This window comes from Pseudonocardia abyssalis, from assembly GCF_019263705.2.
Lineage (GTDB): Bacteria > Actinomycetota > Actinomycetes > Mycobacteriales > Pseudonocardiaceae > Pseudonocardia > Pseudonocardia abyssalis.
The window spans coordinates 91,487-111,734 of sequence record NZ_JADQDK010000001.1; the positions used below are offsets into that span (position 1 = coordinate 91,487).

Annotated in this window: 18 protein-coding genes; 17 read left to right on the forward strand and 1 reads right to left on the reverse strand. The window is 74.3% G+C overall.

All coding sequences use genetic code 11. The features are described 5' to 3' along the window. Nucleotides 1-5 precede the first annotated feature (5 nt). From smc to rimM, 15 genes are all read left to right on the forward strand, one after another. Nucleotides 6-3,590, forward strand: a complete 3,585-nt coding sequence (gene smc, locus I4I81_RS00410; RefSeq protein ID WP_218605443.1) for a chromosome segregation protein SMC — start codon at nucleotides 6-8, stop codon at nucleotides 3,588-3,590. 294 nt (nucleotides 3,591-3,884) lie between these two features. After that, nucleotides 3,885-5,687, forward strand: coding sequence for a signal recognition particle-docking protein FtsY (gene ftsY, locus I4I81_RS00415; protein WP_226363663.1), 1,803 nt, complete (start codon nucleotides 3,885-3,887; stop codon nucleotides 5,685-5,687). 190 nt (nucleotides 5,688-5,877) lie between these two features. Beyond that, on the forward strand, nucleotides 5,878-7,236 hold the full coding sequence (locus tag I4I81_RS00420; RefSeq protein ID WP_218604020.1) for an ammonium transporter: 1,359 nt from the start codon (nucleotides 5,878-5,880) through the stop codon (nucleotides 7,234-7,236). A gap of 1 nt (nucleotide 7,237) precedes the next feature. Next, nucleotides 7,238-7,576, forward strand: a complete 339-nt coding sequence (locus I4I81_RS00425; RefSeq protein ID WP_185719205.1) for a P-II family nitrogen regulator — start codon at nucleotides 7,238-7,240, stop codon at nucleotides 7,574-7,576. A gap of 102 nt (nucleotides 7,577-7,678) precedes the next feature. Beyond that, complete coding sequence (locus I4I81_RS00430) at nucleotides 7,679-8,017, forward strand: P-II family nitrogen regulator (protein ID WP_218604021.1); 339 nt, start codon at nucleotides 7,679-7,681, stop codon at nucleotides 8,015-8,017. Beyond that, complete coding sequence (locus I4I81_RS00435) at nucleotides 8,014-10,392, forward strand: [protein-PII] uridylyltransferase (protein ID WP_226363664.1); 2,379 nt, start codon at nucleotides 8,014-8,016, stop codon at nucleotides 10,390-10,392. Before I4I81_RS00430 ends, I4I81_RS00435 begins: the two co-directional genes overlap by 4 nt. Before the next feature lie 72 nt (nucleotides 10,393-10,464). Further along, nucleotides 10,465-11,787, forward strand: a complete 1,323-nt coding sequence (locus I4I81_RS00440) for an ammonium transporter (RefSeq protein ID WP_226363665.1) — start codon at nucleotides 10,465-10,467, stop codon at nucleotides 11,785-11,787. Further along, nucleotides 11,784-12,122: a P-II family nitrogen regulator gene (locus I4I81_RS00445; protein WP_218604022.1), complete on the forward strand. Its 339-nt coding sequence runs from the start codon at nucleotides 11,784-11,786 to the stop codon at nucleotides 12,120-12,122. Before I4I81_RS00440 ends, I4I81_RS00445 begins: the two co-directional genes overlap by 4 nt. Before the next feature lie 166 nt (nucleotides 12,123-12,288). Continuing rightward, nucleotides 12,289-12,885 carry an AAA family ATPase gene (locus I4I81_RS00450; RefSeq protein WP_218604023.1) on the forward strand — a complete coding sequence of 199 codons (597 nt, stop codon included), beginning with the start codon at nucleotides 12,289-12,291 and terminating at the stop codon, nucleotides 12,883-12,885. A gap of 96 nt (nucleotides 12,886-12,981) precedes the next feature. Continuing rightward, nucleotides 12,982-14,502 carry a signal recognition particle protein gene (gene ffh, locus I4I81_RS00455; RefSeq protein ID WP_218604024.1) on the forward strand — a complete coding sequence of 507 codons (1,521 nt, stop codon included), beginning with the start codon at nucleotides 12,982-12,984 and terminating at the stop codon, nucleotides 14,500-14,502. Beyond that, nucleotides 14,503-15,570 carry an amidohydrolase family protein gene (locus tag I4I81_RS00460; protein ID WP_218615708.1) on the forward strand — a complete coding sequence of 356 codons (1,068 nt, stop codon included), beginning with the start codon at nucleotides 14,503-14,505 and terminating at the stop codon, nucleotides 15,568-15,570. A 46-nt stretch (nucleotides 15,571-15,616) separates the two neighbouring features. After that, nucleotides 15,617-16,981 carry a CPBP family intramembrane glutamic endopeptidase gene (locus I4I81_RS00465; RefSeq protein WP_218615709.1) on the forward strand — a complete coding sequence of 455 codons (1,365 nt, stop codon included), beginning with the start codon at nucleotides 15,617-15,619 and terminating at the stop codon, nucleotides 16,979-16,981. Nucleotides 16,982-17,127: 146 nt separating this feature from the next. Next, nucleotides 17,128-17,610, forward strand: a complete 483-nt coding sequence (gene rpsP / locus I4I81_RS00470; RefSeq protein WP_218605435.1) for a 30S ribosomal protein S16 — start codon at nucleotides 17,128-17,130, stop codon at nucleotides 17,608-17,610. After that, nucleotides 17,607-17,846, forward strand: coding sequence for an RNA-binding protein (locus I4I81_RS00475; RefSeq protein WP_141279615.1), 240 nt, complete (start codon nucleotides 17,607-17,609; stop codon nucleotides 17,844-17,846). Before rpsP ends, I4I81_RS00475 begins: the two co-directional genes overlap by 4 nt. Before the next feature lie 18 nt (nucleotides 17,847-17,864). After that, nucleotides 17,865-18,413, forward strand: coding sequence for a ribosome maturation factor RimM (gene rimM, locus I4I81_RS00480; protein WP_218605436.1), 549 nt, complete (start codon nucleotides 17,865-17,867; stop codon nucleotides 18,411-18,413). 9 nt (nucleotides 18,414-18,422) lie between these two features. On the opposite strand, the gene I4I81_RS00485 is transcribed toward rimM, so the two are convergent. Beyond that, nucleotides 18,423-19,400: a class I SAM-dependent methyltransferase gene (locus tag I4I81_RS00485; RefSeq protein ID WP_225924444.1), complete on the reverse strand. Its 978-nt coding sequence runs from the start codon at nucleotides 19,398-19,400 to the stop codon at nucleotides 18,423-18,425. Nucleotides 19,401-19,443: 43 nt separating this feature from the next. Between I4I81_RS00485 and I4I81_RS00490 the strand changes: the two genes are divergently transcribed. Continuing rightward, nucleotides 19,444-19,659 (forward strand): helix-turn-helix domain-containing protein, encoded by a 216-nt coding sequence (locus I4I81_RS00490; RefSeq protein WP_218605437.1) that lies wholly within the window; start codon nucleotides 19,444-19,446, stop codon nucleotides 19,657-19,659. A 13-nt stretch (nucleotides 19,660-19,672) separates the two neighbouring features. Further along, nucleotides 19,673-20,230 carry a Clp protease N-terminal domain-containing protein gene (locus tag I4I81_RS31500; protein WP_218605438.1) on the forward strand — a complete coding sequence of 186 codons (558 nt, stop codon included), beginning with the start codon at nucleotides 19,673-19,675 and terminating at the stop codon, nucleotides 20,228-20,230. Nucleotides 20,231-20,248 lie beyond the last annotated feature (18 nt).

Consider the following 20,248-nt stretch of genomic DNA (forward strand, 5'->3'; position numbering starts at 1 on the left):
GAGCCGTGCACCTCAAGAGCCTGACGCTGAAGGGCTTCAAGTCCTTCGCCTCGGCCACGACCCTGCGCCTGGAACCCGGGATCACCTGCGTCGTCGGCCCGAACGGCTCGGGCAAGTCCAACGTCGTCGACGCGATCAGCTGGGTGCTCGGCGAGCAGGGCGCGAAGGCGCTGCGCGGCGGCAAGATGGAGGACGTCATCTTCGCCGGGACGTCCGGGCGGGCGCCCCTGGGGCGCGCCGAGGTGACGCTGACGATCGACAACTCCGACGGCGCGCTGCCGATCGAGTACTCCGAGGTGTCGATCACGCGGCGGATGTTCCGCGACGGCGCGGGCGAGTACGAGATCAACGGCTCGGCGTGCCGGCTCCTCGACATCCAGGAGTTGCTCTCGGACTCCGGCATCGGCCGCGAGATGCACGTGATCGTCGGGCAGGGCCAGCTCGACTCGGTGCTGCAGAGCAGGCCCGAGGACCGCCGCGCCTACATCGAGGAGGCCGCGGGCGTCCTCAAGCACCGCAAGCGCAAGGAGAAGGCGCTCCGCAAGCTCGACGCGATGCAGGCCAACCTCACCCGGCTCACCGACCTCACCGCGGAGCTGCGCCGCCAGCTCAAGCCGCTGGGCCGCCAGGCGGAGATCGCCCGGAAGGCCCAGAGCGTGCAGGCCGACCTGCGCGACTCCCGCCTGCGCCTCGCCGCCGACGACCTCGTGACGTTGCGCGACTCGCTGGCCCGCGAGGAGGCCGACGAGTCCCAGGCCAGGGCCCGGCGCGCCGAGGTCGAGGAGCAGCTGTCCGTCGCGCGCGTCGAGCAGGAGCGGCTGGAGTCCGCACTGGCCGCCGACGCGCCGCGCCTCGCCGCCGCGCAGGACACCTGGTACCGGCTCTCCGCGCTGGCCGAGCGCCTCTCCGGCACCGTCCGGCTCGCGCAGGAGCGCGCCCGCCACCTCGCCGCGTCGGCCGAGGAACGCGCTCCCGGGCGCGACCCCGACCAGCTCGACGCCGAGGCCGACGCCGTCTCCGAGCAGGAGGACGAGCTGATCGCGGCCGTCACCGAGGCGCGCGGCCTGCTCGCCGAGCTGTTGGAGACCCGCGCCGAGCACGAGCGGACCCTGCAGGCCGCGGAGCGCGCCCACCAGGCCGCGGTCCGGGCGCTGGCCGACCGCCGCGCCGGCCTCGCCACCCTGGCCGGGCGCGCCGAGGCCATGCGCAGCACCGCGGCCGCCACCGCCGACGAGATCGAGCGGCTCTCCGACGCTCTCGCCGAGGCCGAGGGCCGGACCGTCGCCGCGCAGGCCGAGCTCGACGCGGCGGGCGACGCCGTCGACTCCGGTGAGGTGCCCGCCGAGCTGGAGCAGCGCCAGGCCACGGCGGTGGAGGCGCACGAGAGCACGCGCGCCCGGGTCGCCGAGCTGGTGGGACGCGAGCGCGAGGCGGAGAAGCAGCGCGCGCACTGGCGGGCGCGGGTCGACGCGCTGTCGGTCGGGCTGGCGCGCAAGGACGGCTCGGCGGCGCTGCTGGGCGAGGACGGCGTGCTGGGCGCGGTGCCCGGGCTGATCTCCGTGGAGCCGTGGGCCCGTACGGCCGTCGCGGCGGTGCTCGGGGAGCTGGCCGACGCGGTGGCGGTGGCCGATGCGGAGGCGGCGGTGCGCGCGCTGCACCTGCTGCGGACGCGTGGTGAGGGGCGGGCGTCACTGGTGGTGGGCTCCCCGGAACGGCAGCACAGCCACCTTGCCGCCACCAGACGGCAGGAAAGTGGCCTTGCTGCCATCGGGGTCCGCTGGGTCACCGACGGCGTGTCGTCCGACGGGCCGGTCGGGGCCGCCGTGCACCGGCTGCTCGACGGCGTCGTCGTCGTCGACTCGCTCGACGCCGCCGCGGCCGTCGTCGCCGCCGACCCCGCGCTCACCGCCGTCACCGCCGACGGCGACGTGCTCGGCGCCGCCCGGGCGTCCGGGGGGTCGGGCACGGCGACGAGCGCGCTCGACGTGCAGGCGGCCGTCGACGAGGCCGTGCAGGCGCGCGACCGCGTCGAGGAGGAACTCGCCCGGCTGCTGCCCGCCCTGGAGGGCGCCCGGGCGGAGGAGGCGGCCCGGCTGGCCGACGTCGAGACCGCGCGGCAGGCCCGCAACGCCGCCGAGCAGCGCCGGTCGGCGGCGTCGGCGCAGCTGGGGCGGATGGAGCAGGCCGTGCGCTCGGCCGCGGCAGAGGCCCAGCGGCTGCGCGAGCGCCGCGACGGCGTCGAGTCGCGCCGCTCCGACGCCCTCCTGGCGCTGGAGGCCGCCGAGCGGCAGCTCGCCGTCGCAGAGGACGAGCCGGTCGACGACGAGCCCGACACCGAGATCCGCGACGCCGCCGCCGACGCGTTGGAGACGGCCCGCAGTTCCGAGGTCGAGGCACGCCTGTCGCTGCGCACCGCGGAGGAGCGGGCGCGGGCGATCTCGGGGCGGGCGGAGTCGCTGCGGCGCCAGGCGTCGTCGGAGCGGCTGGCCCGCCAGCGCGCCGCGGCAGCCCGGGAGGCGCGCGAGCGCGGGGCCGCGGTGGCCGCGCTCGTCGTCGAGGCGGGGGAGACGGCGTGCGCGCGGATCGCGCAGTCGCTCGCCGCGGCCGCCGCGGACCGCGACGCCGCGGCCGCCGCCCGCGACGCCCGTGAGCGCGAGCTGGGGGAGGCCCGGCTCACCGCGCAGCGGCTCACCGGGCTGATGGAGAAGCTCACCGACGCCGTGCACCGCGACGAGGTGGCGCGGGCCCAGTCGCGGCTGCGCCTCGAGCAGCTGACGGAGAAGGTGCTCGCCGACCACGGCCTCGGCGTCGAGGACCTCGCCCGCGAGTACGGCCCGGACGCGCCCGTGCCGCCGTCGCTCGCGGAGGTCGGGGAGTACGAGGCGGCGAAGGAGCGCGGCGAGGACGTCACCGAGCCCCCGTCGATGCCGTACGACCGCTCCACCCAGGAGCGCCGGGCCGCGCGGGCGGAGAAGGACCTCGCGCTGCTCGGCCGCGTCAACCCCCTCGCGCTGGAGGAGTTCGCGGCGCTGGAGGAGCGCTACCGGTTCCTGTCGACTCAGCTCGAGGACCTGAAGAACACCCGACGCGACCTGCTCACCGTCGTCCGCGAGGTCGACGACAAGATCCTCGAGGTGTTCGCGGAGGCCTACAACGACGTCGCGCGCGAGTTCGCCATCGTGTTCGACACGCTGTTCCCCGGCGGTGAGGGCCGGCTCGTGCTCACCGACCCGGAGGACATGCTGACCACCGGCGTGGAGGTCGAGGCCCGGCCGCCCGGCAAGAAGGTCAAGCGGCTGTCGCTGCTGTCCGGTGGCGAGCGCTCGCTGACGGCGATGGCGCTGCTGGTGGCGATCTTCCGCGCCCGCCCCTCGCCGTTCTACATCCTCGACGAGATCGAGGCCGCCCTCGACGACGTCAACCTCCGCCGCCTGATCAGCCTGATGGAGGAGCTGCGCTCGACCAGTCAGCTCATCGTCATCACGCACCAGAAGCCGACGATGGAGGTCGCCGACGCGCTCTACGGCGTCGCGATGCGCGGGGACGGCATCACGACGGTGATCAGCCAGCGGTTGCGCCCCGCTTCCTGAGTGGCAGCAAGGCCACCTTGCTGCCATCTCCTGGCGGCATGGTGGCCTTGCTGCCACTCGGCGGGGGCCGGTGTGCCGCACGTCCGCCCTGATGACCGGGGTCCACCGCACGCGACGGTCCTGCGGAGGGCTCCGACGTGCGGCGCGTGGCGATCATGGTCGGGAGCGGCGGCGGGTGATCCGTGTTCGCCGCACGCTGCGGCCCACGCGCGGGCCCGGGGTGCGGATCGCGGCGATCACGAGCCGGTCCGGTGCCGGCGGACGGTGGATGCGGGAGCATGACAGGGTGGTCCGGTGACCCCGGAGACCTTGTGGATCGTCATCGCGGTCGTGGTGGCCGTCGTGCTCGTCGCCGTCGTCGCGGGGCTGGTGCTCCGCAGCCGTCGGCGGATCAGCCTGCGGCAGGCCGAGGAGCTGGAGCAGCGCGACGACACGGCCGCCCCGCCGCGCCGTGGTGGCACCTACCAGGCCGGTGGCGGCTTCTCCTTCGCCCCCGGCACCGGGGCCGCGACCCCCGAGCCGCCCACCGCGCCGCCGACCGATGCCCCGCCGAAGCGCCCGCTGCACGGCGACGCGACCCTCCCGGACGCCACACCACGGTCGACCACCGCGCCCCCGGCCGCCGACGGCCGCACCGCGACCGACGCACCGGCCGCCGCCGGTGAGACGGGCACCGACTCCGGTACCGGCACCGCGACCCGAGCCGACTCGGCCGCCGCCACGCCGACCACGGCGGAGCCGGCCGACCCTGCCCCGCCGACCACGCCCGCACCGACCGCGCCGGAACCGACCGCGCCGGAACCGACCGCGCCGGAACCGACCGCGCCGGAACCGACCGCGCCGGCACCGACCGCGCCGGCACCGACCGCGCCGGCACCGACCGCGCCGGAACCGACCGCGCCGGAACCGACCGCGCCGGAACCGACCACACCCCCGCCGACTCAGCCGGCGCGGTCCGCGCCCGCCAGCGCGCCGACCACCCCCGCTCCGGCCGAGCCGTCCCCGGTCCCGTCGGCTCCGGCTCCGGCCGAGCCCCCGACCGCCCCCGAGCCCCCGACCGCCCCCGAGCCCCCGACGGCCCCGGCCCCCACGACCCCGGCCCCCACGACCGCCGCGCCGACCACACCGTCCCCGAACGGCTCGTCCCCGACCGCACCCGTCCCCATCGACGACATCGCCCCACCCGGCGGCCGGCTGGAGCGCCTGCGCGGCCGCCTCGCCCGATCCCGCTCCGGGTTCGGGCAGGGTCTACTCGGCCTGCTGGGTGCGGGGGAGCTGGACGAGGAGTCGTGGGAGGACGTCGAGGCGACGCTCCTGCAGGCCGACCTCGGGCCCGAGACCACCGCCGAGCTCGTCGACACCCTGCGCACCGAGCTCGCCGCCCGCGGCGTCCGCACAGCCGAGCAGGCACGGCAGCTGCTCAAGGACGTCCTCACCGAGGCCCTGCGTCCCGAGCTCGACCGCTCCGTCCGGGCGCTGCCGCACGACGGCCGCCCCGCCGTGCTGCTCGTCGTCGGCGTCAACGGCACGGGCAAGACCACCACCACCGGCAAGCTGGCGCGGGTGCTGGTCGCGGGCGGGCACCGGGTGGTGCTCGGTGCGGCCGACACGTTCCGCGCCGCCGCCGCCGAGCAGCTCGTCACCTGGGGCGAGCGCGCCGGGGCCACGGTCGTGCGCGGGGCCGAGGGGGCCGACCCGGCGAGCGTCGCGTTCGACGCCGTCAAGCAGGGCGCCGCCGAGAGCGCCGACGTCGTGCTGCTCGACACCGCGGGCCGCCTGCACACCAAGACCGGTCTGATGGACGAGCTGGACAAGATCAAGCGGGTCGTCACCCGCCAGGCCGAGGTCGACGAGGTCCTGCTCGTCCTCGACGCGACGACCGGTCAGAACGGGCTCACGCAGGCCCGCGTGTTCAGCGACGTCGTCAAGGTCACGGGCATCGTCCTGACCAAGCTCGACGGTACGGCCAAGGGCGGGATCGTGTTCCGCGTGCAGCGCGAGCTGGGGGTCCCGGTGAAGCTCGTCGGCCTCGGCGAGGGCGCCGACGATCTCGCCCCGTTCGAGCCCGCTGCGTACGTCGATGCCCTTCTGACCTGACGTGTCATGCGGATGTAACTCCGCGGGGGGCCTCGTTCACTTGGCCGAAACACCGGTGGAGGACGCCGGAAACACGGCGATTCGATAGTTCCCGCACCAGCCGCGGAGTCCGTCCATACCGGACGGAGCGCGGCGCAGACGGGAAGGAGTCGACGTGCCTGGAGTGCCCGATACCGGCGATACCGCCTGGATGTTGACAGCGACGGCCCTGGTGTTGCTCATGACACCGGGACTCGCGCTGTTCTACGGCGGCATGGTGCGCAGCAAGAGCGTGCTGAACATGATGATGATGAGCTTCGCCTCGATGGGCCTGGTCGGTGTCCTGTGGGTGCTGTACGGCTATTCGATGACGTTCGGCACGAGCGTCGGCGACGCCGGCATCGTCGCCGACCCGCTGCAGTTCGCCGGGCTGCAGGGCCTGACGGCCGGCACGTACCTCGCTGACGCCGAGGCCGGCACCGAGGTGGCCGTCCCGCTGGTCGGCACGATCCCCTCGCTGGTGTTCGTCGGCTTCCAGGCCACGTTCGCGATCATCACCGTGGCTCTGATCTCCGGTGCGGTCGCCGACCGCATGAAGTTCGGCTCCTGGCTGGTCTTCGCCGGCATCTGGGTCTCGATCGTCTACTTCCCGGTCGCGCACTGGGTCTTCAACTTCGACGACGTCACCGCGGGTGCGGGCGGCTGGATCGCCAACGACCTGGCCGCGATCGACTTCGCCGGTGGTACCGCGGTCCACATCAACGCCGGTATCGCCGCCCTGGTGCTCGCCATCGTCGTCGGCAAGCGCCGCGGCTGGCCGCGCGAGCCCATGCGGCCGCACAACCTCACACTGGTCATGCTCGGTGCCGCGCTCCTGTGGTTCGGCTGGTTCGGCTTCAACGCCGGTTCCGCCGTCGGCTCGAATGCCATCGCCGGCTTCGCGTTCCTCAACACCATCGTCGCCACCGCGGCCGCGATGATCGCCTGGCTGCTCGTGGAGCGCTTCCGCGACGGTCACCCGACCAGCCTCGGTGCCGCGTCCGGTGTCGTCGCGGGTCTGGTCGCGATCACCCCGGCCTGTTCCTCGGTGTCGCCGCTGGGCGCCATCGCGGTCGGCGCCATCGCCAGCGTCCTGTGCGCACTGGCGGTCGGCCTGAAGTTCCGCTTCGGCTTCGACGACTCGCTCGACGTCGTCGGCGTCCACCTCGTCGGTGGTCTCGCCGGCACCCTGCTGATCGGCTTCTTCGCCACCGCCGACTCGCCGGCCGGTGTCGACGGGCTCTTCTACGGCGGCGGCGCCGACCAGCTGTGGCGCCAGGCCGTCGGTGCCTTCGCGGTGCTGGCCTACTCGGGCATCGTCACCGCGATCATCGCCTTCGCGCTGAAGTTCACGATCGGCCTGCGCGTCTCCGACGAGGACGAGGCCACCGGCATCGACGAGACCGAGCACGCGGAGTCGGGTTACGACTTCTCCACCCTGCGGGGCGGCGGCAACCTGCGGCCCGCCGCGGGCGCGTCGACGCAGTCGGCACGCGACCACGAGCCGGCCACCGCCGGTCAGGAGGTCTGAGATGAAGCTGGTCACGGCGATCGTCAAGCCGTTCGTGCTGGAGGACGTGAAGGGGGCGCTCGAGCAGATCGGCGTCCTGGGCATGACCGTCAGCGAGGTCCAGGGCTACGGCCGGCAGAAGGGCCACACCGAGGTCTACCGCGGTGCGGAGTACTCCGTCGACTTCGTGCCCAAGGTCCGCGTGGAGGTCGTCGCCGACGACGCCCTCGCGGAGAAGGTCGTGGACGCCGTCGTCGAGGCGGCCCGCACCGGCAAGATCGGTGACGGCAAGGTCTGGGTGACCCCGGTCGAGAGCGTGATCCGGGTGCGCACCGGCGAGCGCGGCACCGACGCGATCTAGTCCCACCGTCTCGATCCCGGGCCCGCCGTACCTCCTGCAGGTACGGCGGGCCCGGTCCCTTTCCCGGAGAATGTCCGGTTCGTCACCGATCGGAGAACCGCAATGATGCTCGTGACGGCGATCGTGAAGCCGTTCGCCCTGGACGACGTCCGCTCCGGTCTGGAGACCCTCGACGTCACCGGGATGACCGTCAGCGAGGTGTCCGGCTACGGCCGGCAGCGCGGCCACACCGAGGTCTACCGCGGTGCCGACTACCACGTGGACTTCGTGCCGAAGGTGCGCGTCGAGGTCGTCGTCGACGACGTGGTGGTGGAGAAGGTGATCGAGACCGTGCTGTCCGCCGCGCGCACGGGCAAGATCGGGGACGGCAAGGTCTGGGTGACGCCCGTCGAGACCGTGGTGCGGGTCCGCACCGGTGAACGGGGCGCCGACGCGCTGTGAGCGACGCCATCACCGTGTCGTCCGCCGGAGACGCCCAGGACCTGGTGCGGGCCAAGGCCGTCCTGCTGCAGACCGGCGACGCCAAGAGACGTCTGTCCCCGGAGGCGCTGCGTACCGCGCTCGTCGACCTCCACGACTTCTGGCTCTCTTCGCGCTGCGCCGCGATCGGGCTCAGCGACCGGGCGTCGCTCGTCGCGGTCGGGGCGCTGGGCCGTCGCGAGCTCGCGCCGTGGTCGGACCTCGACCTGGTGCTCCTGCACGACGGCCGCAAGGACATCGACCGCATCGCCGACCAGCTCTGGTACCCGCTGTGGGACGCGGGGATCGGGCTCGACCACTCCGTGCGCACCCCGGGCCAGGCCGTCCAGGTGGCGGCCACCGATCTGCGCGCCGCGTTCGGGCTGCTGGAGATCCGGCACATCGCGGGCGACACCGCCCTCTCCGACTCGGTCCGGGCGTCGGTGCGGCAGGCGTGGCGCGCGGGCGTCCGCAGCCGCTTCGACGAGATCGTCGAGGGGGCCCAGGGTCGCTGGCGCAAGATCGGCGACGTCGCGCACCGCGTGGAGCCCGACCTGAAGAACGGCCACGGCGGCCTGCGCGACGTCCAGCTGATCGACGCGCTCGCCGCGGCCCAGCTCGTCGACCGCCCCGGCGGTGACGTGCTGGAGGCCCAGCGCCTGCTGCTCGACGTCCGCACGGAGCTGCACCGGCTCGCCGGTCGCGCCCGCGACGTCCTGCGCGCCCAGGACGCCGACGAGGTCGCCGCCGTGCTGGAGCTGGGCGACCGCTTCGAGCTGGCCCGCGCCCTGTCCGGGGCCGCCCGGGCGGTGGCGTTCTCCGCGGAGACCAGCCTGCGCTCGGCGAAGGGGGCGCTGCCCAAGCGCGGTCTCGCGGCGCTGCGCCGCAACCCGGTGCGCCGCCCGCTCGACTCCGGAGTCGTCGAGCACGCGGGGGAGGTCGCGCTGGCCCGCGACGCCGCTGCGTCGCGCGACCCCGCACTGGTCCTGCGCGTCGCCGCCACCGCGGCCCGCACCGGGCTGCCGGTCGCGGCGGGCACGCTGCACCGACTGGCCGACACCGCCCCCGAGCTGCGCGAACCCTGGCCCCGGGACGCGCTCGGCGAGCTCCTGTCGCTGCTGGGCACGGGCCGTCCGCTCGTCGACGTCGTGGAGGCGCTCGACCGCACCGGTCTGTGGGGGCGGCTGTTCCCCGAGTGGGGCGCGGTGCGCGACCTGCCGCCGCGCGACCGGGCGCACGTGTGGACCGTCGACCGGCACCTCGTGGAGGCCTGCGCGCAGGTGGCCCGGCTGACGACGCGCGTCGCCCGGCCCGACCTGCTGCTGGTCGGCACGCTGTTGCACGACATCGGCAAGGGTCGCGGCGGCGACCACTCGGTGGTGGGGGAGTCCCTGGCCGTTCAGGTCGGTCGCCGGCTCGGGTTCGCCGAGCCCGACGTCGTCGTGCTCGGGGCGATGGTCCGTCACCACCTGCTGCTCCCGCACACCGCCACCCGCCGCGACCTCGACGACCCGGCCACCGTGACGCGGGTCGTCGAGACGCTCGTCGACGCCGTGGACGACGGCGCCCCCGGCACCGGCGGGCTGCTCCTGGACCTGCTCACCGCGCTCGCCGAGGCCGACTCGCTCGCCACCGGCCCCGGCGTGTGGAGCCCGTGGAAGAAGACGCTGATCGGAGACCTCGCCCGGCGCTGCCGCGCGCTGATGGCCGGCGAGCCGCTACCGGCCCCGCCCGACGACTCCGACCAGGAGATGGCCGCGGCCGTCCTGGCCGACCAACGCCCGCAGGTGCGGTTCGCCGACGAGGACACCCCGGCGACCGTCGTGGTGGCGGTGCCCGCGGCGCGGGGGTCGCTGTCGGCCGCCGCGGGGGTGCTCGCGCTGCACTCGCTGGAGGTGCACGCCGCGGAGCTGTCGACCACCGGCGAGGTCGCGGTCTTCCGGTTCACGGTCTCGCCGCGCTTCGGCGGGCTGCCCGACCCGGCGCTGCTGCGCACCGACCTCGGACGGGTCGTCGACGGCACGCTGGTCCTGGCCGACGCACTGGCCCGCAAGGAGCGCGACTACGCCCCGACGAACTCCTCGGAGCCCCCGGCCCCGCCCCGGGTCCTGTGGTTCGACGACGAGGCCACCGGTGCGGTCGTGCTGGAGCTCCGCGGCACCGACCGCATCGGGCTGCTGCACCGCGTCGCCGCCGCGCTGGAAGGCTGCGACGCCGAGCTGCGCTGGGCGCGCGTCGCGACTCTCGGGTCGTCGGTCGTCGACTCCTTCTCGCTGGCCGGTCCGAACGGCGACGGCGCGATCCGCACCGCCGACCGTCGGCGCATCGAGCAGGCGGTGATCGCGGCGGTCGGGTGAACGCGACCTCGGCAACCCCGACGACACCTGCCGGAAACATGGCGGCAACACCCGGCGCTGACGATCACCGCCGTGACGGAGTTGTCGGGCGTGCAGGTCGGTAACACGGCGTACGTCCTGGGGTGCGCGGCGCTGGTCATGCTCATGACGCCGGGCCTGGCGCTGTTCTACGGGGGCATGGTCCGCGCGAAGAGCGTGCTCAACATGATGATGATGAGCGTCGTGTGCCTGGGCGTCGTCGGGCTCGTGTGGGTCCTCGGCGGGTTCTCGCTCGCCTTCGGCGACTCCACCGCCGGGCTGATCGGCAACCTCGACCACGCCGGCCTGCGCGACGTCACCACGGTCGTCGGCGGCGACACCGGCATCCCGCTGCAGGTGTTCGCGATGTTCCAGCTGATGTTCGCGGTGATCACCGCGGCGCTGCTGTCGGGCGCCGTCGCCGACCGCGCGAGGTTCTGGCCGTTCGCGCTGTTCATCGCGCTGTGGACCGTGTTCGTCTACGTCCCGCTCGCGCACTGGATCTTCGCCTTCGACGGGTACGTCGCCGATGCGGGCGGCTGGATGGCCAACACGCTGGGCGCGCTGGACTTCGCGGGCGGCACCGCGGTCGAGATCAACTCCGGGGCGTCGGCGCTGGCTCTGGCGATCGTGCTGGGGCGCCGCCGCGGCTGGCCGCAGCAGCCGATGCGCCCGCACAACCTCCCGTCGGTGCTGCTCGGCGCGGGCCTGCTGTGGTTCGGCTGGTTCGGCTTCAACGCCGGTTCCGCGCTGGCCGCGGGCGCCGTCGCCGGGAACGCGTTCGTCACGACGCTGACCGCCTCGGCGGCCGCGGTGCTGTCCTGGCTGGCGCTGGAGCACCGCCTCGACGGGCGCCCGACCAGCCTCGGGGCGGCGTCCGCGGCGATCGCCGGGCTCGTCGGGATCACCCCGGCCTGCGGCTACGTCGACACCTTCGGCGCGCTCGCGATCGGCCTGCTCGCCGGCGTGGTCTGCCAGCTCGCGATCCGGCTCAAGTACCGGCTCGGCTACGACGACTCGCTCGACGTGGTCGCCATCCACGGCGTCGGTGGGATCGTCGGCATGCTGATGCTCGGGTTCGTCGCCACCTCCGCCGTCAACGACGCAGGTGCCGACGGTCTGTTCTACGGCGGCGGGTTCGCCCAGCTCGGCAAGCAGGCGGTGGCGGTGCTCGCCGCGATGGCGTTCGCGTTCACCGTGTCGTACCTGCTGGCCCGGCTGATCCGGGCGACGATCGGGTTCCGCGTGGACGCCGAGGTCGAGGCCGAGGGCATCGACGAGGCGGAGCACGCCGAGTCCGCCTACGACTTCATGCCGCTGAGCACCACCGCCCGACTCCACGAGGGCGCACGCCTCAACGAAGGGACGACCCCATGATCCTGGTGACCGCCATCGTCAAGCCGTTCGCGCTCGGCGACGTCAAGACCGCGCTCGAGCGGCTCGGGGTGCTCGGGATGACCGTGTCCGAGGTGCAGGGCCACGGCCGGCAGAAGGGGCACACCGAGGTGTACCGGGGGGCGGAGTACAACGTCGACTTCGTGCCGAAGGTCCGGATCGAGGTCGTCGTGGACGACGAGGTGGCGGACAAGGTGGTCGACTCGGTCGTCGCCGCGGCCCGGACCGGGAAGATCGGCGACGGCAAGGTGTGGACGACCCGGGTCGAGCAGATCGTCCGCGTCCGGACCGGGGAGCGCGGGGGAGACGCGATCTGACCGTCCGACGCAGCGGTTCCGCGCGGGAGATCGACGGGATCGGGGTCCCGGAGCGCCGGAGCCCGATGGTGTCGATCCCACCGGTGATGGTCACGGATCCCGCGGCGGATCGGTGGAACGAACCGCCCGTACCGCGCGTTCTGCCCTCGTGAACGGGGGACCGGGTGTGCGGGTCGTACTGCCGGGGCGGGCTCTGGTGCTGGTGGCGGGCATGCCCGGGGCCGGGAAGTCCACCCTCCTCGCGTCACTGCCGCGGGACCCGCAGGTCGCCGTCCTCGACTCCGATACCCAGCGGGCCGCGATGCGTCGGCTCCTCCCGGGCGTCCGGTACCGGTACTACCGCTGGCTGGTGCACCTGCTGCACCGCCTCGCCGTGCTGCGGGCGGCCTGCTCGGCGGTGGCCGTCGTCGTCGTCCACCTGCCGGCCACCGACCCGACCTCCCGCGCGGTGCTCGCCCGTCTCGCGGCCCTGACCGGGCGCGCGGCCCACCTGCTGTGGCTGCACGTCGACGCCGCCGACGCCCGTCGCGGGCAGCGGACCCGTGGCCGGGTGGTGTCGCACGGCTCCTTCTCCGCGCACGCGGCACGGGCCGCGTCCACCACGGCCGCCCTGCGCGACGGCCCGGCCGGGGGGTGGACGAAGGTCCGGATCCTCGACCGCACGGCGGCCGCGGGAGGCCTCCGGCTGGTGCACGGGACGTGCCCGCCGAGACGTGTCGTGCTCGATGCGGGTGCACCGCCGAGGCGGGCACGACCGCGCTGAGGCGGGCCCCCGGTCGGCGCGAGCCTCGTACGAGGCTCGGCGGCACTCGCAACCGCGCCCTGCGGGCCCTGCGCCCGCACAAGTAGTCTTGTCCGGGTGTTCGACACCCTCTCCGAGCGCCTCTCCGGCACCCTCGCGAACCTCCGTGGCAAGGGCCGTCTCTCCGAGGCCGACATCGACGCCACCGCGCGCGAGATCCGCATCGCGCTGCTGGAGGCCGACGTCGCGCTGCCCGTGGTACGCGGGTTCGTCGCGCGCACCAAGGAGCGGGCCAAGGGCGCCGAGGTCTCGGGTGCGCTGAACCCGGCCCAGCAGGTCGTCAAGATCGTCAACGAGGAGCTCGTCGGGGTGCTCGGCGGCGAGACCCGCCGGCTGCGGTTCTCCAAGGAACCGCCGACCGTGATCATGCTCGCCGGCCTGCAGGGCTCCGGCAAGACGACGCTGGCGGGCAAGCTCGCGTTCTGGCTGAAGAGCCAGGGGCACGCGCCGCTGCTGGTGGCGTGCGACCTGCAGCGCCCCAACGCCGTCAACCAGCTGCAGATCGTCGGCGAGCGGGCGGGCGCCACGACGTTCGCGCCCGAGCCCGGCAACGGGGTGGGCGATCCCGTCGACGTCGCCCGCCGCGGCATCGCGCACGCCCGCGAGAAGATGTTCGACGTCGTCATCGTCGACACCGCGGGCCGCCTCGGCGTCGACGAGGAGCTGATGCGCCAGGCCGCCGACATCCGCACGGCCACCGCGCCCGACGAGGTGCTGTTCGTCGTCGATGCGATGATCGGTCAGGACGCGGTGGCCACGGCCGAGGCGTTCCGCGACGGCGTCGGGTTCACCGGTGTGGTGCTCACCAAGCTCGACGGCGACGCCCGCGGTGGTGCGGCGCTGAGCGTCCGCGAGGTCACCGGGCAGCCGATCCTGTTCGCCTCCGACGGCGAGAAGCTCGAGAACTTCGACGTCTTCCACCCCGACCGGATGGCCAGCCGCATCCTCGGCATGGGCGACCTGCTCACCCTCATCGAGCAGGCCGAGGGCGCCTTCGACCAGGAGCAGTCGGAGAAGGCCGCGGCGAAGATCGCCAGCGGCGAGCTGTCGCTGGAGGACTTCCTCGAGCAGATGATGGCCATCCGCAAGATGGGGCCGATCGGCAACATCCTGGGCATGCTCCCCGGCGCCAACTCGGGGCAGATGAAGGACGCGCTGGCGCAGGTCGACGACCGCCACCTCGACAAGCTGCAGGCCATCATCCGCGGCATGACGCCGGGGGAGCGGGCCGATCCGAAGATCATCAACGGGTCGCGGCGGCTGCGCATCGCGAACGGGTCCGGCGTGTCGGTCGGCGACGTCAACGACCTCGTCAACCGCTTCTTCGAGGCCCGCAAGATGATGAAGCAGATGGCCGGGCAGTTCGGCTTCGGCGGCGGGCAGCGCAGCGCCACCAAGAAGCTGGCCAGCAAGCGCAAGAACAAGAAGGGCAAGGGCCGCCCGACGCCCTCGCGCGCCGGCGGCGGGATGCCCGACCTGTCCGGGCTGCCGCCCACGCTCCAGCAGCTGCCCCCCGGTCTCGACCAGCTGCCCGCGGGCTTCGACCCGAGCAAGCTGCGCTTCCCGAAGGGCAAGTAGGTGTACCGCCTGCGGGGGGTCCTGCTGCCGGGCGAGGAGACCGTCGAGCTGTTCGTCGACGGCGACGGGATCCTGGTCCAGGAGCCCATCGCGGGCGCCGAGACGCTCGTCGACGGCGGGTGGATCGTCCCCGGCCTGGTCGACGCGCACTGCCACGTCGGCCTCGGCCCGGACGGCCCGGTCGACCTGGAGGAGGCCGACGCCCAGGCCCGCCGCGACCGCGACGCCGGTGCGCTGCTGCTGCGCGACTGCGGCTCGCCCGTCGACACCTCGGCGCTGCGGGCCCGCGAGGACCTCCCGGAGATCATCCGCGCCGGTCGGCACCTGGCCCGGCCCAAGCGCTACATCCCGGGCCTCGCGATCGACGCCGACGACCCCGCCCTGCTGCCCGAGCTGGTGGCGGAGCAGGCGGCGGCGGGCGACGGCTGGGTCAAGCTGGTCGGCGACTGGATCGACCGCGGCGAGGGCGACCTCGCACCGCTGTGGCCCGACGACGTGCTGCGCGACGCGATCGCCGCCGCCCACGCCGCGGGCGCCCGCGTCACCGCGCACGTGTTCGGCACCGACGCCCTGCCCGGGCTGATCGGCGCGGGCATCGACTGCATCGAGCACGGCACCGGGCTCACCGACGACCTCATCGCGGAGATGGCGGCCCGCGGCACCGCGCTGGTGCCCACGCTGATCAACGTCGAGACGTTCCCGGGGATCGCCGACTCGGCGACGAAGTACCCGACGTACGCCGCGCACATGCGGCAGCTGCACGCCGGGGCGCACGACGTCGTCCGGAGGGCGGTCGAGGCGGGGGTCCCGGTGTTCGCGGGCACCGACGCGGGCGGCGGCATCGCCCACGGCCGCATCGCCGACGAGGTCCGCGCGCTCGCCGCGGCGGGGCACACCGACCCGCTCGGCGCCGCCAGCTGGAACGCGCGGCACTGGCTCGGCCGCCCCGCCCCGCACCCCGGCGTGCCCGCCGACCTGGTCGTCTACCGCACCGACCCCCGCACCGACCTCGCCGCGCTCGACAGCCCCGCCCTGATCATGCTGCGCGGCCGGGTCGTCGCGGCCTGACCGCCGCGTACCCGGGCCCCACAGCCGCCCCGGTAACGTCAGGATCGTGCGATCTGCCGGAGTCAGCAGGGGTGGGCGGCCCCGCTGGGGCGCCGGGACGGGCCGTAGCCCGTGGATGATCGTCGGCGCGGTGCTGGCGGTGGCCGCGGCCGTCGTCGGCGGGTGGGTGCTGTGGCGGCGCGACCGCACCGGTGTCCCGGCCGTCACCGGGGCGGAGGTGCCGTCCAACGCCTGGTTCGACGCGCCGGTCCCGTCGGAGACGGCCACGCCGCCGATGGGGATCCCCACCTCGGCGCCCGAGCGCCTCCCGGCGTCGCCCGCAGCCCTGGACCTCGCCGCCCCGGCCGTCCCGGCCCCGGTCCTCGCCGCCTCGGTCGCCCCGGAGGGCTCGGCCGAGGTCACCGACCCGGCCCTGCGCATCCCGCCCGGCCTCGACCCTCGCCTGCCGGGGCACGGCTCCGCGGAGGCCACCGACCGCATCCCGGTCGCGACGCTCGCGGCCCCCACGCCCGCTGTTCGCATGCCCGCTGCCCCGACACCCGCTGCCCCGACACCCGCTGCCCCGACACACGCACCCCCGACACACGCACCCCCGCCCGGCACCCTCCCCGCGGGGCTCGCGCCGTGGCCGGGTCACGTGGCCCCCGGCACCCCGGCCCCCGGCACCCTGGCCCCCGGCACCCTGGCCATGGAGCCCGTGGTGCCCGTCCCGGAGCCGCCGCCGACGCACCGCTGGGGCCTCGGCGCCTACCTCGTCGCGGAGGCCGTGTTCCTGGCCGTGTCGGCGCTGATGGGGCTGGTGCTCGTCGGGCAGGACCCGGTCGGAGCGGGTGCGCTCGCCGCCGCACTGGGGGTCCCGACCGTGGCCGCGGCCCTCGTCGGCCTGCTCGTCACCCGGATCCGCGGCAACGGCCCGGTCGTCGACCTGCAGCTGCGCCCCACCGCCCGCGACGTCGGCCTCGGGTTCGCGTTCGGCCTCGGCGGGCTGTTCCTGACGATCCCGGCGTCGCTGGTCTACGTGTCGCTGGTGGGGGAGGACGCCTCGTCGGCCGTCGGCGACATCTTCGGCGGCGTCACGGCCGGTCCGGGCGTCGCGCTGCTCATCGTCGCGATCGTGGTGCTGATCGCGCCGCTGTGCGAGGAGATCCTCTACCGCGGGCTGCTCTGGGGCGGCCTGACGAGGCTGGGGGCGAACCGTTGGCTCGCGTTCGGCGTCACCACCGTCATCTTCGCGCTCGCGCACTTCGAGTGGCCGCGTGCGCTGCTGCTGCTCGTGGTTGCCCTACCGCTCGGGCTGGCCAGGGTCTACAGCGACGGGCTGCTCGCACCGGTGATCGCGCACCAGATCAACAACCTGATCCCGGGCATCGGGCTCTACCTCATGCTGACCGGTGCGTTCCCCGTCCTGTAGAGCGTCTGGCACAATGGCGTGTCGGCCCCGCGGCCGGCCCTCTACCAGCCGCGGCCACACAACGTTCGAGCGACGTGCAGCCCGTAACCCCACGCGAGCAGCGCGGCCTCATCGCCGTAAGACCGATTCAGGGAGCAGTCAAGAGCGTGGCCGTCAAGATCAAGCTGATGCGTCTGGGCAAGATCCGTCAGCCGTACTACCGCATCGTCGTCGCCGATGCCCGCAACCGCCGCAGCGGCCGGGCCATCGAGACCATCGGCAAGTACCACCCGAAGAACGACCCGAGCCTCATCGAGGTCGACTCCGAGCGTGCGCAGTACTGGCTCGGCGTGGGCGCACAGCCCACCGAGCCCGTCGAGCACCTGCTGAAGATCACCGGCGACTGGCAGAAGTTCAAGGGCCTGCCGGGCGCCGAGGGCACGCTCAAGCCGCAGCCGGAGAAGGTCGACAAGCTCGCGCGCTTCAACGCCGCTCTCGCCGCCGCGAGCGAGGAGCCCACCACCGAGGCCACCACGGCCAAGAAGAAGGCCGACCGCCGCCCGAAGGCCGACGACGCCGCCGCCGAGGCTCCCAAGGCCGACGAGGCCGCTGCCGAGGCTCCCGCCGAGAAGCCCGCCACCGAGTCGTGACCGTCCTGGCCGACGCGCTCGAGCACCTCGTCCGGGGGATCGTCGATCACCCGGACGAGGTGCAGGTCGACCTCGTCACCAGCCGCCGCGGCCGCACCCTCGAGGTGCGGGTCCACCCGGAGGACCTGGGCAAGGTCATCGGCCGCGGTGGCCGCACGGCCACCGCGCTGCGCACCGTCGTCGGTGGCATCGGCGGTCGAGGCGTCCGCGTCGACGTCGTCGACACCGACCGCTGAGTCGTCGGTAGCACGATCGTGCCCGCACCCGTCCGCGGACGAGCAGGAGAGCTGCTCGTCGGCGTCGTGGTGCGGGCGCACGGCCTCCGCGGCGAACTCGGCGTGGAGGTCCGCACCGATTCGCCCGACGAGCGCTTCGCCCCCGGGGCCGCACTGCTCGGGCGCCGGGCCGGGGCGCCGGACGCCACGCTGACCGTCGAGTCCATCCGTTGGCACTCCGGGAAGCTGCTCGTCCGCTTCGTCGAGACCCCCGACCGCACCGCAGCCGAACCGCTGCGCGGCACCCGCCTGCTCGTGCGCACCTCCGAGCTGACGCCCCCCGAGGACCCCGAGGAGTTCCACGACCACCAGCTCGAGGGCCTCGCGGCCGAGCTGGAGGACGGCACGGTCGTCGGCACCGTCCGCGAGGTCCTGCACGGCCCGGCGGGTGACCTGCTGGTGCTCACCCGCGCGGGCGGCGGCCCCGACGTGCTCGTGCCGTTCGTGCACGCCATCGTGCCCACCGTCGACCTCGACGGCGGCCGCGTGCTGCTCACCCCGCCCGATGGCCTGCTCGACGCCGAGTAGGCGCGGGCCTCACGGCCGGGCCTCGTAGACCAGGTTGAACGGCGACTCCGCGGCCCGCCGGAACCGCGTGAACCCGGCCTCGGTCACCACGTCGCGGATCGCCGACTCGCCCGCCTGCGCACCGAGGGCGTACCCCCCGGCCTGCGACTTCGCGTTCGGCACGCACAGCAGCGTGGACGCCGAGTAGTACACCCGGCCCACCGGGTTCAGGTTGTCGGCCACGGCGTCGGCGGCGACGGGCTCGACGATCAGCCACGTGCCGTCGTCGGCCAGCGCCCCGCGCACGTGGCGGGCGGCGCCCAGCGGGTCGCCCATGTCGTGCAGGCAGTCGAAGGTGGCGGCGAGGTCGTCACCGGTGCCGGTGAAGTCCTGCGCCGACGCGACCTCGAACGATACCCGGGCCGCCACCCCGGCCTCGGCCGCCCGCTTGCGCGCCGGCTCGACGGACCCGGCGTGGTAGTCCGAGCCGCTGAACCGCGAGTTCGGGTACGCCGCAGCCAGCAGCGCCGTCGACGCCCCGAGCCCGCAGCCGATGTCGGCGACCCGGGCGCCGGCCCGCAGCTTGTCCTCGACGCCGTCCAGCGCCGGGATCCAGCTCGGGACCAGGTTCATCAGGTAGCCGGGCCGGAAGAACAGCTCGCAGCCGGTGAACACGTCCTCGTGCTGCTCGTGCCAGCCCACCCCCTCCCCGGTGCGGAACGCCTCGGCGATCCGGGGCTCCGCGCGCCGGGCCCCGAGCGCGAGGACGAACGCGCCGGGCAGGTGCACCGGACCGTTCGGGTCGGAGAACGCGAACGCCTGCTCCGGCGTCATCGAGAATGTGTCGGCCTCCGCGTCGTAGGTGGGGTACCCGCTCGCGGCCTGCCCGCGCAGCCACTCCGTCAGGTACCGGGTGTCGGTGCCGGTGCGGGTGGCGAGGTCCGTCCGCGGCGCTCGGGGCGGACAGCCGGATCCGGACGCCGCCCACGGCCTGAACGACAGTGTCAACGTGGGTTGACATCGCGCAATCTGTCAACGTAGGTTGACGGCCATGAGTGATGCCACGAAGGTCGCGGCGGCGGCCTCCAGTAGGGACCCGTCCGTCGGTCTGGCTGCGGTGGCCTCCCTGCGGGGGCTGCTGGAGTCGCTGGAGGAGCTGCAGGTGGGCAACGCGCGGGACCAGGGCTGGTCCTGGCAGCAGATCGCCGAGGTCCTGCGGGTGAGCCGCCAGGCCGTCCACAAGAAGTACCGCCGGTTCGGGTTCTGAGAGGGGTTCGACGATGTTCGAGAGGTTCACCGAGAAGGCCCGGCAGGTCGTCGTGCTGGCGCAGGAGGAGGCGCGCGAGCGGCGGGCCGACAGCATCCGGTCCGAGCACCTGCTGGCAGCGCTGTACGGCGTGCCCGGCAACCTCGCGCTGACCGTGCTGGAGGCGCACTCCGTCGACGCGCAGGACGTGCGCTCGGACGTCGACGCGCTGCGCGGCGGGCTCGGCCCGGCCGACGCGGAGGCGCTCTCGACGCTGGGGATCGACCTCGACGAGGTGCGCCGCCAGGTCGAGGACGCGTTCGGGCCCGGGGCGCTCGACCGACCGCGCTCGAGGGGAAGGCGCTGGTTCTCCGGGCACATCCCGTTCGACCGCGACGCGAAGAAGGCGCTGGAGCTCGCGCTGCGCGAGGCGCTGAGAAGCAGGCACAACTACATCGGCTGCGAGCACGTGCTGCTCGGCCTCCTGCGTTCCGACGGCGCGGCGCAGGCGATCCTGCTCGCGCGTGGCGCCCGCCTGGACTCCGCCCGCGTCATCGTCGAGGAACTGCTCCGGGGGCGGCGGGCGGGCTGACACCCGGGGCCTGGGAGC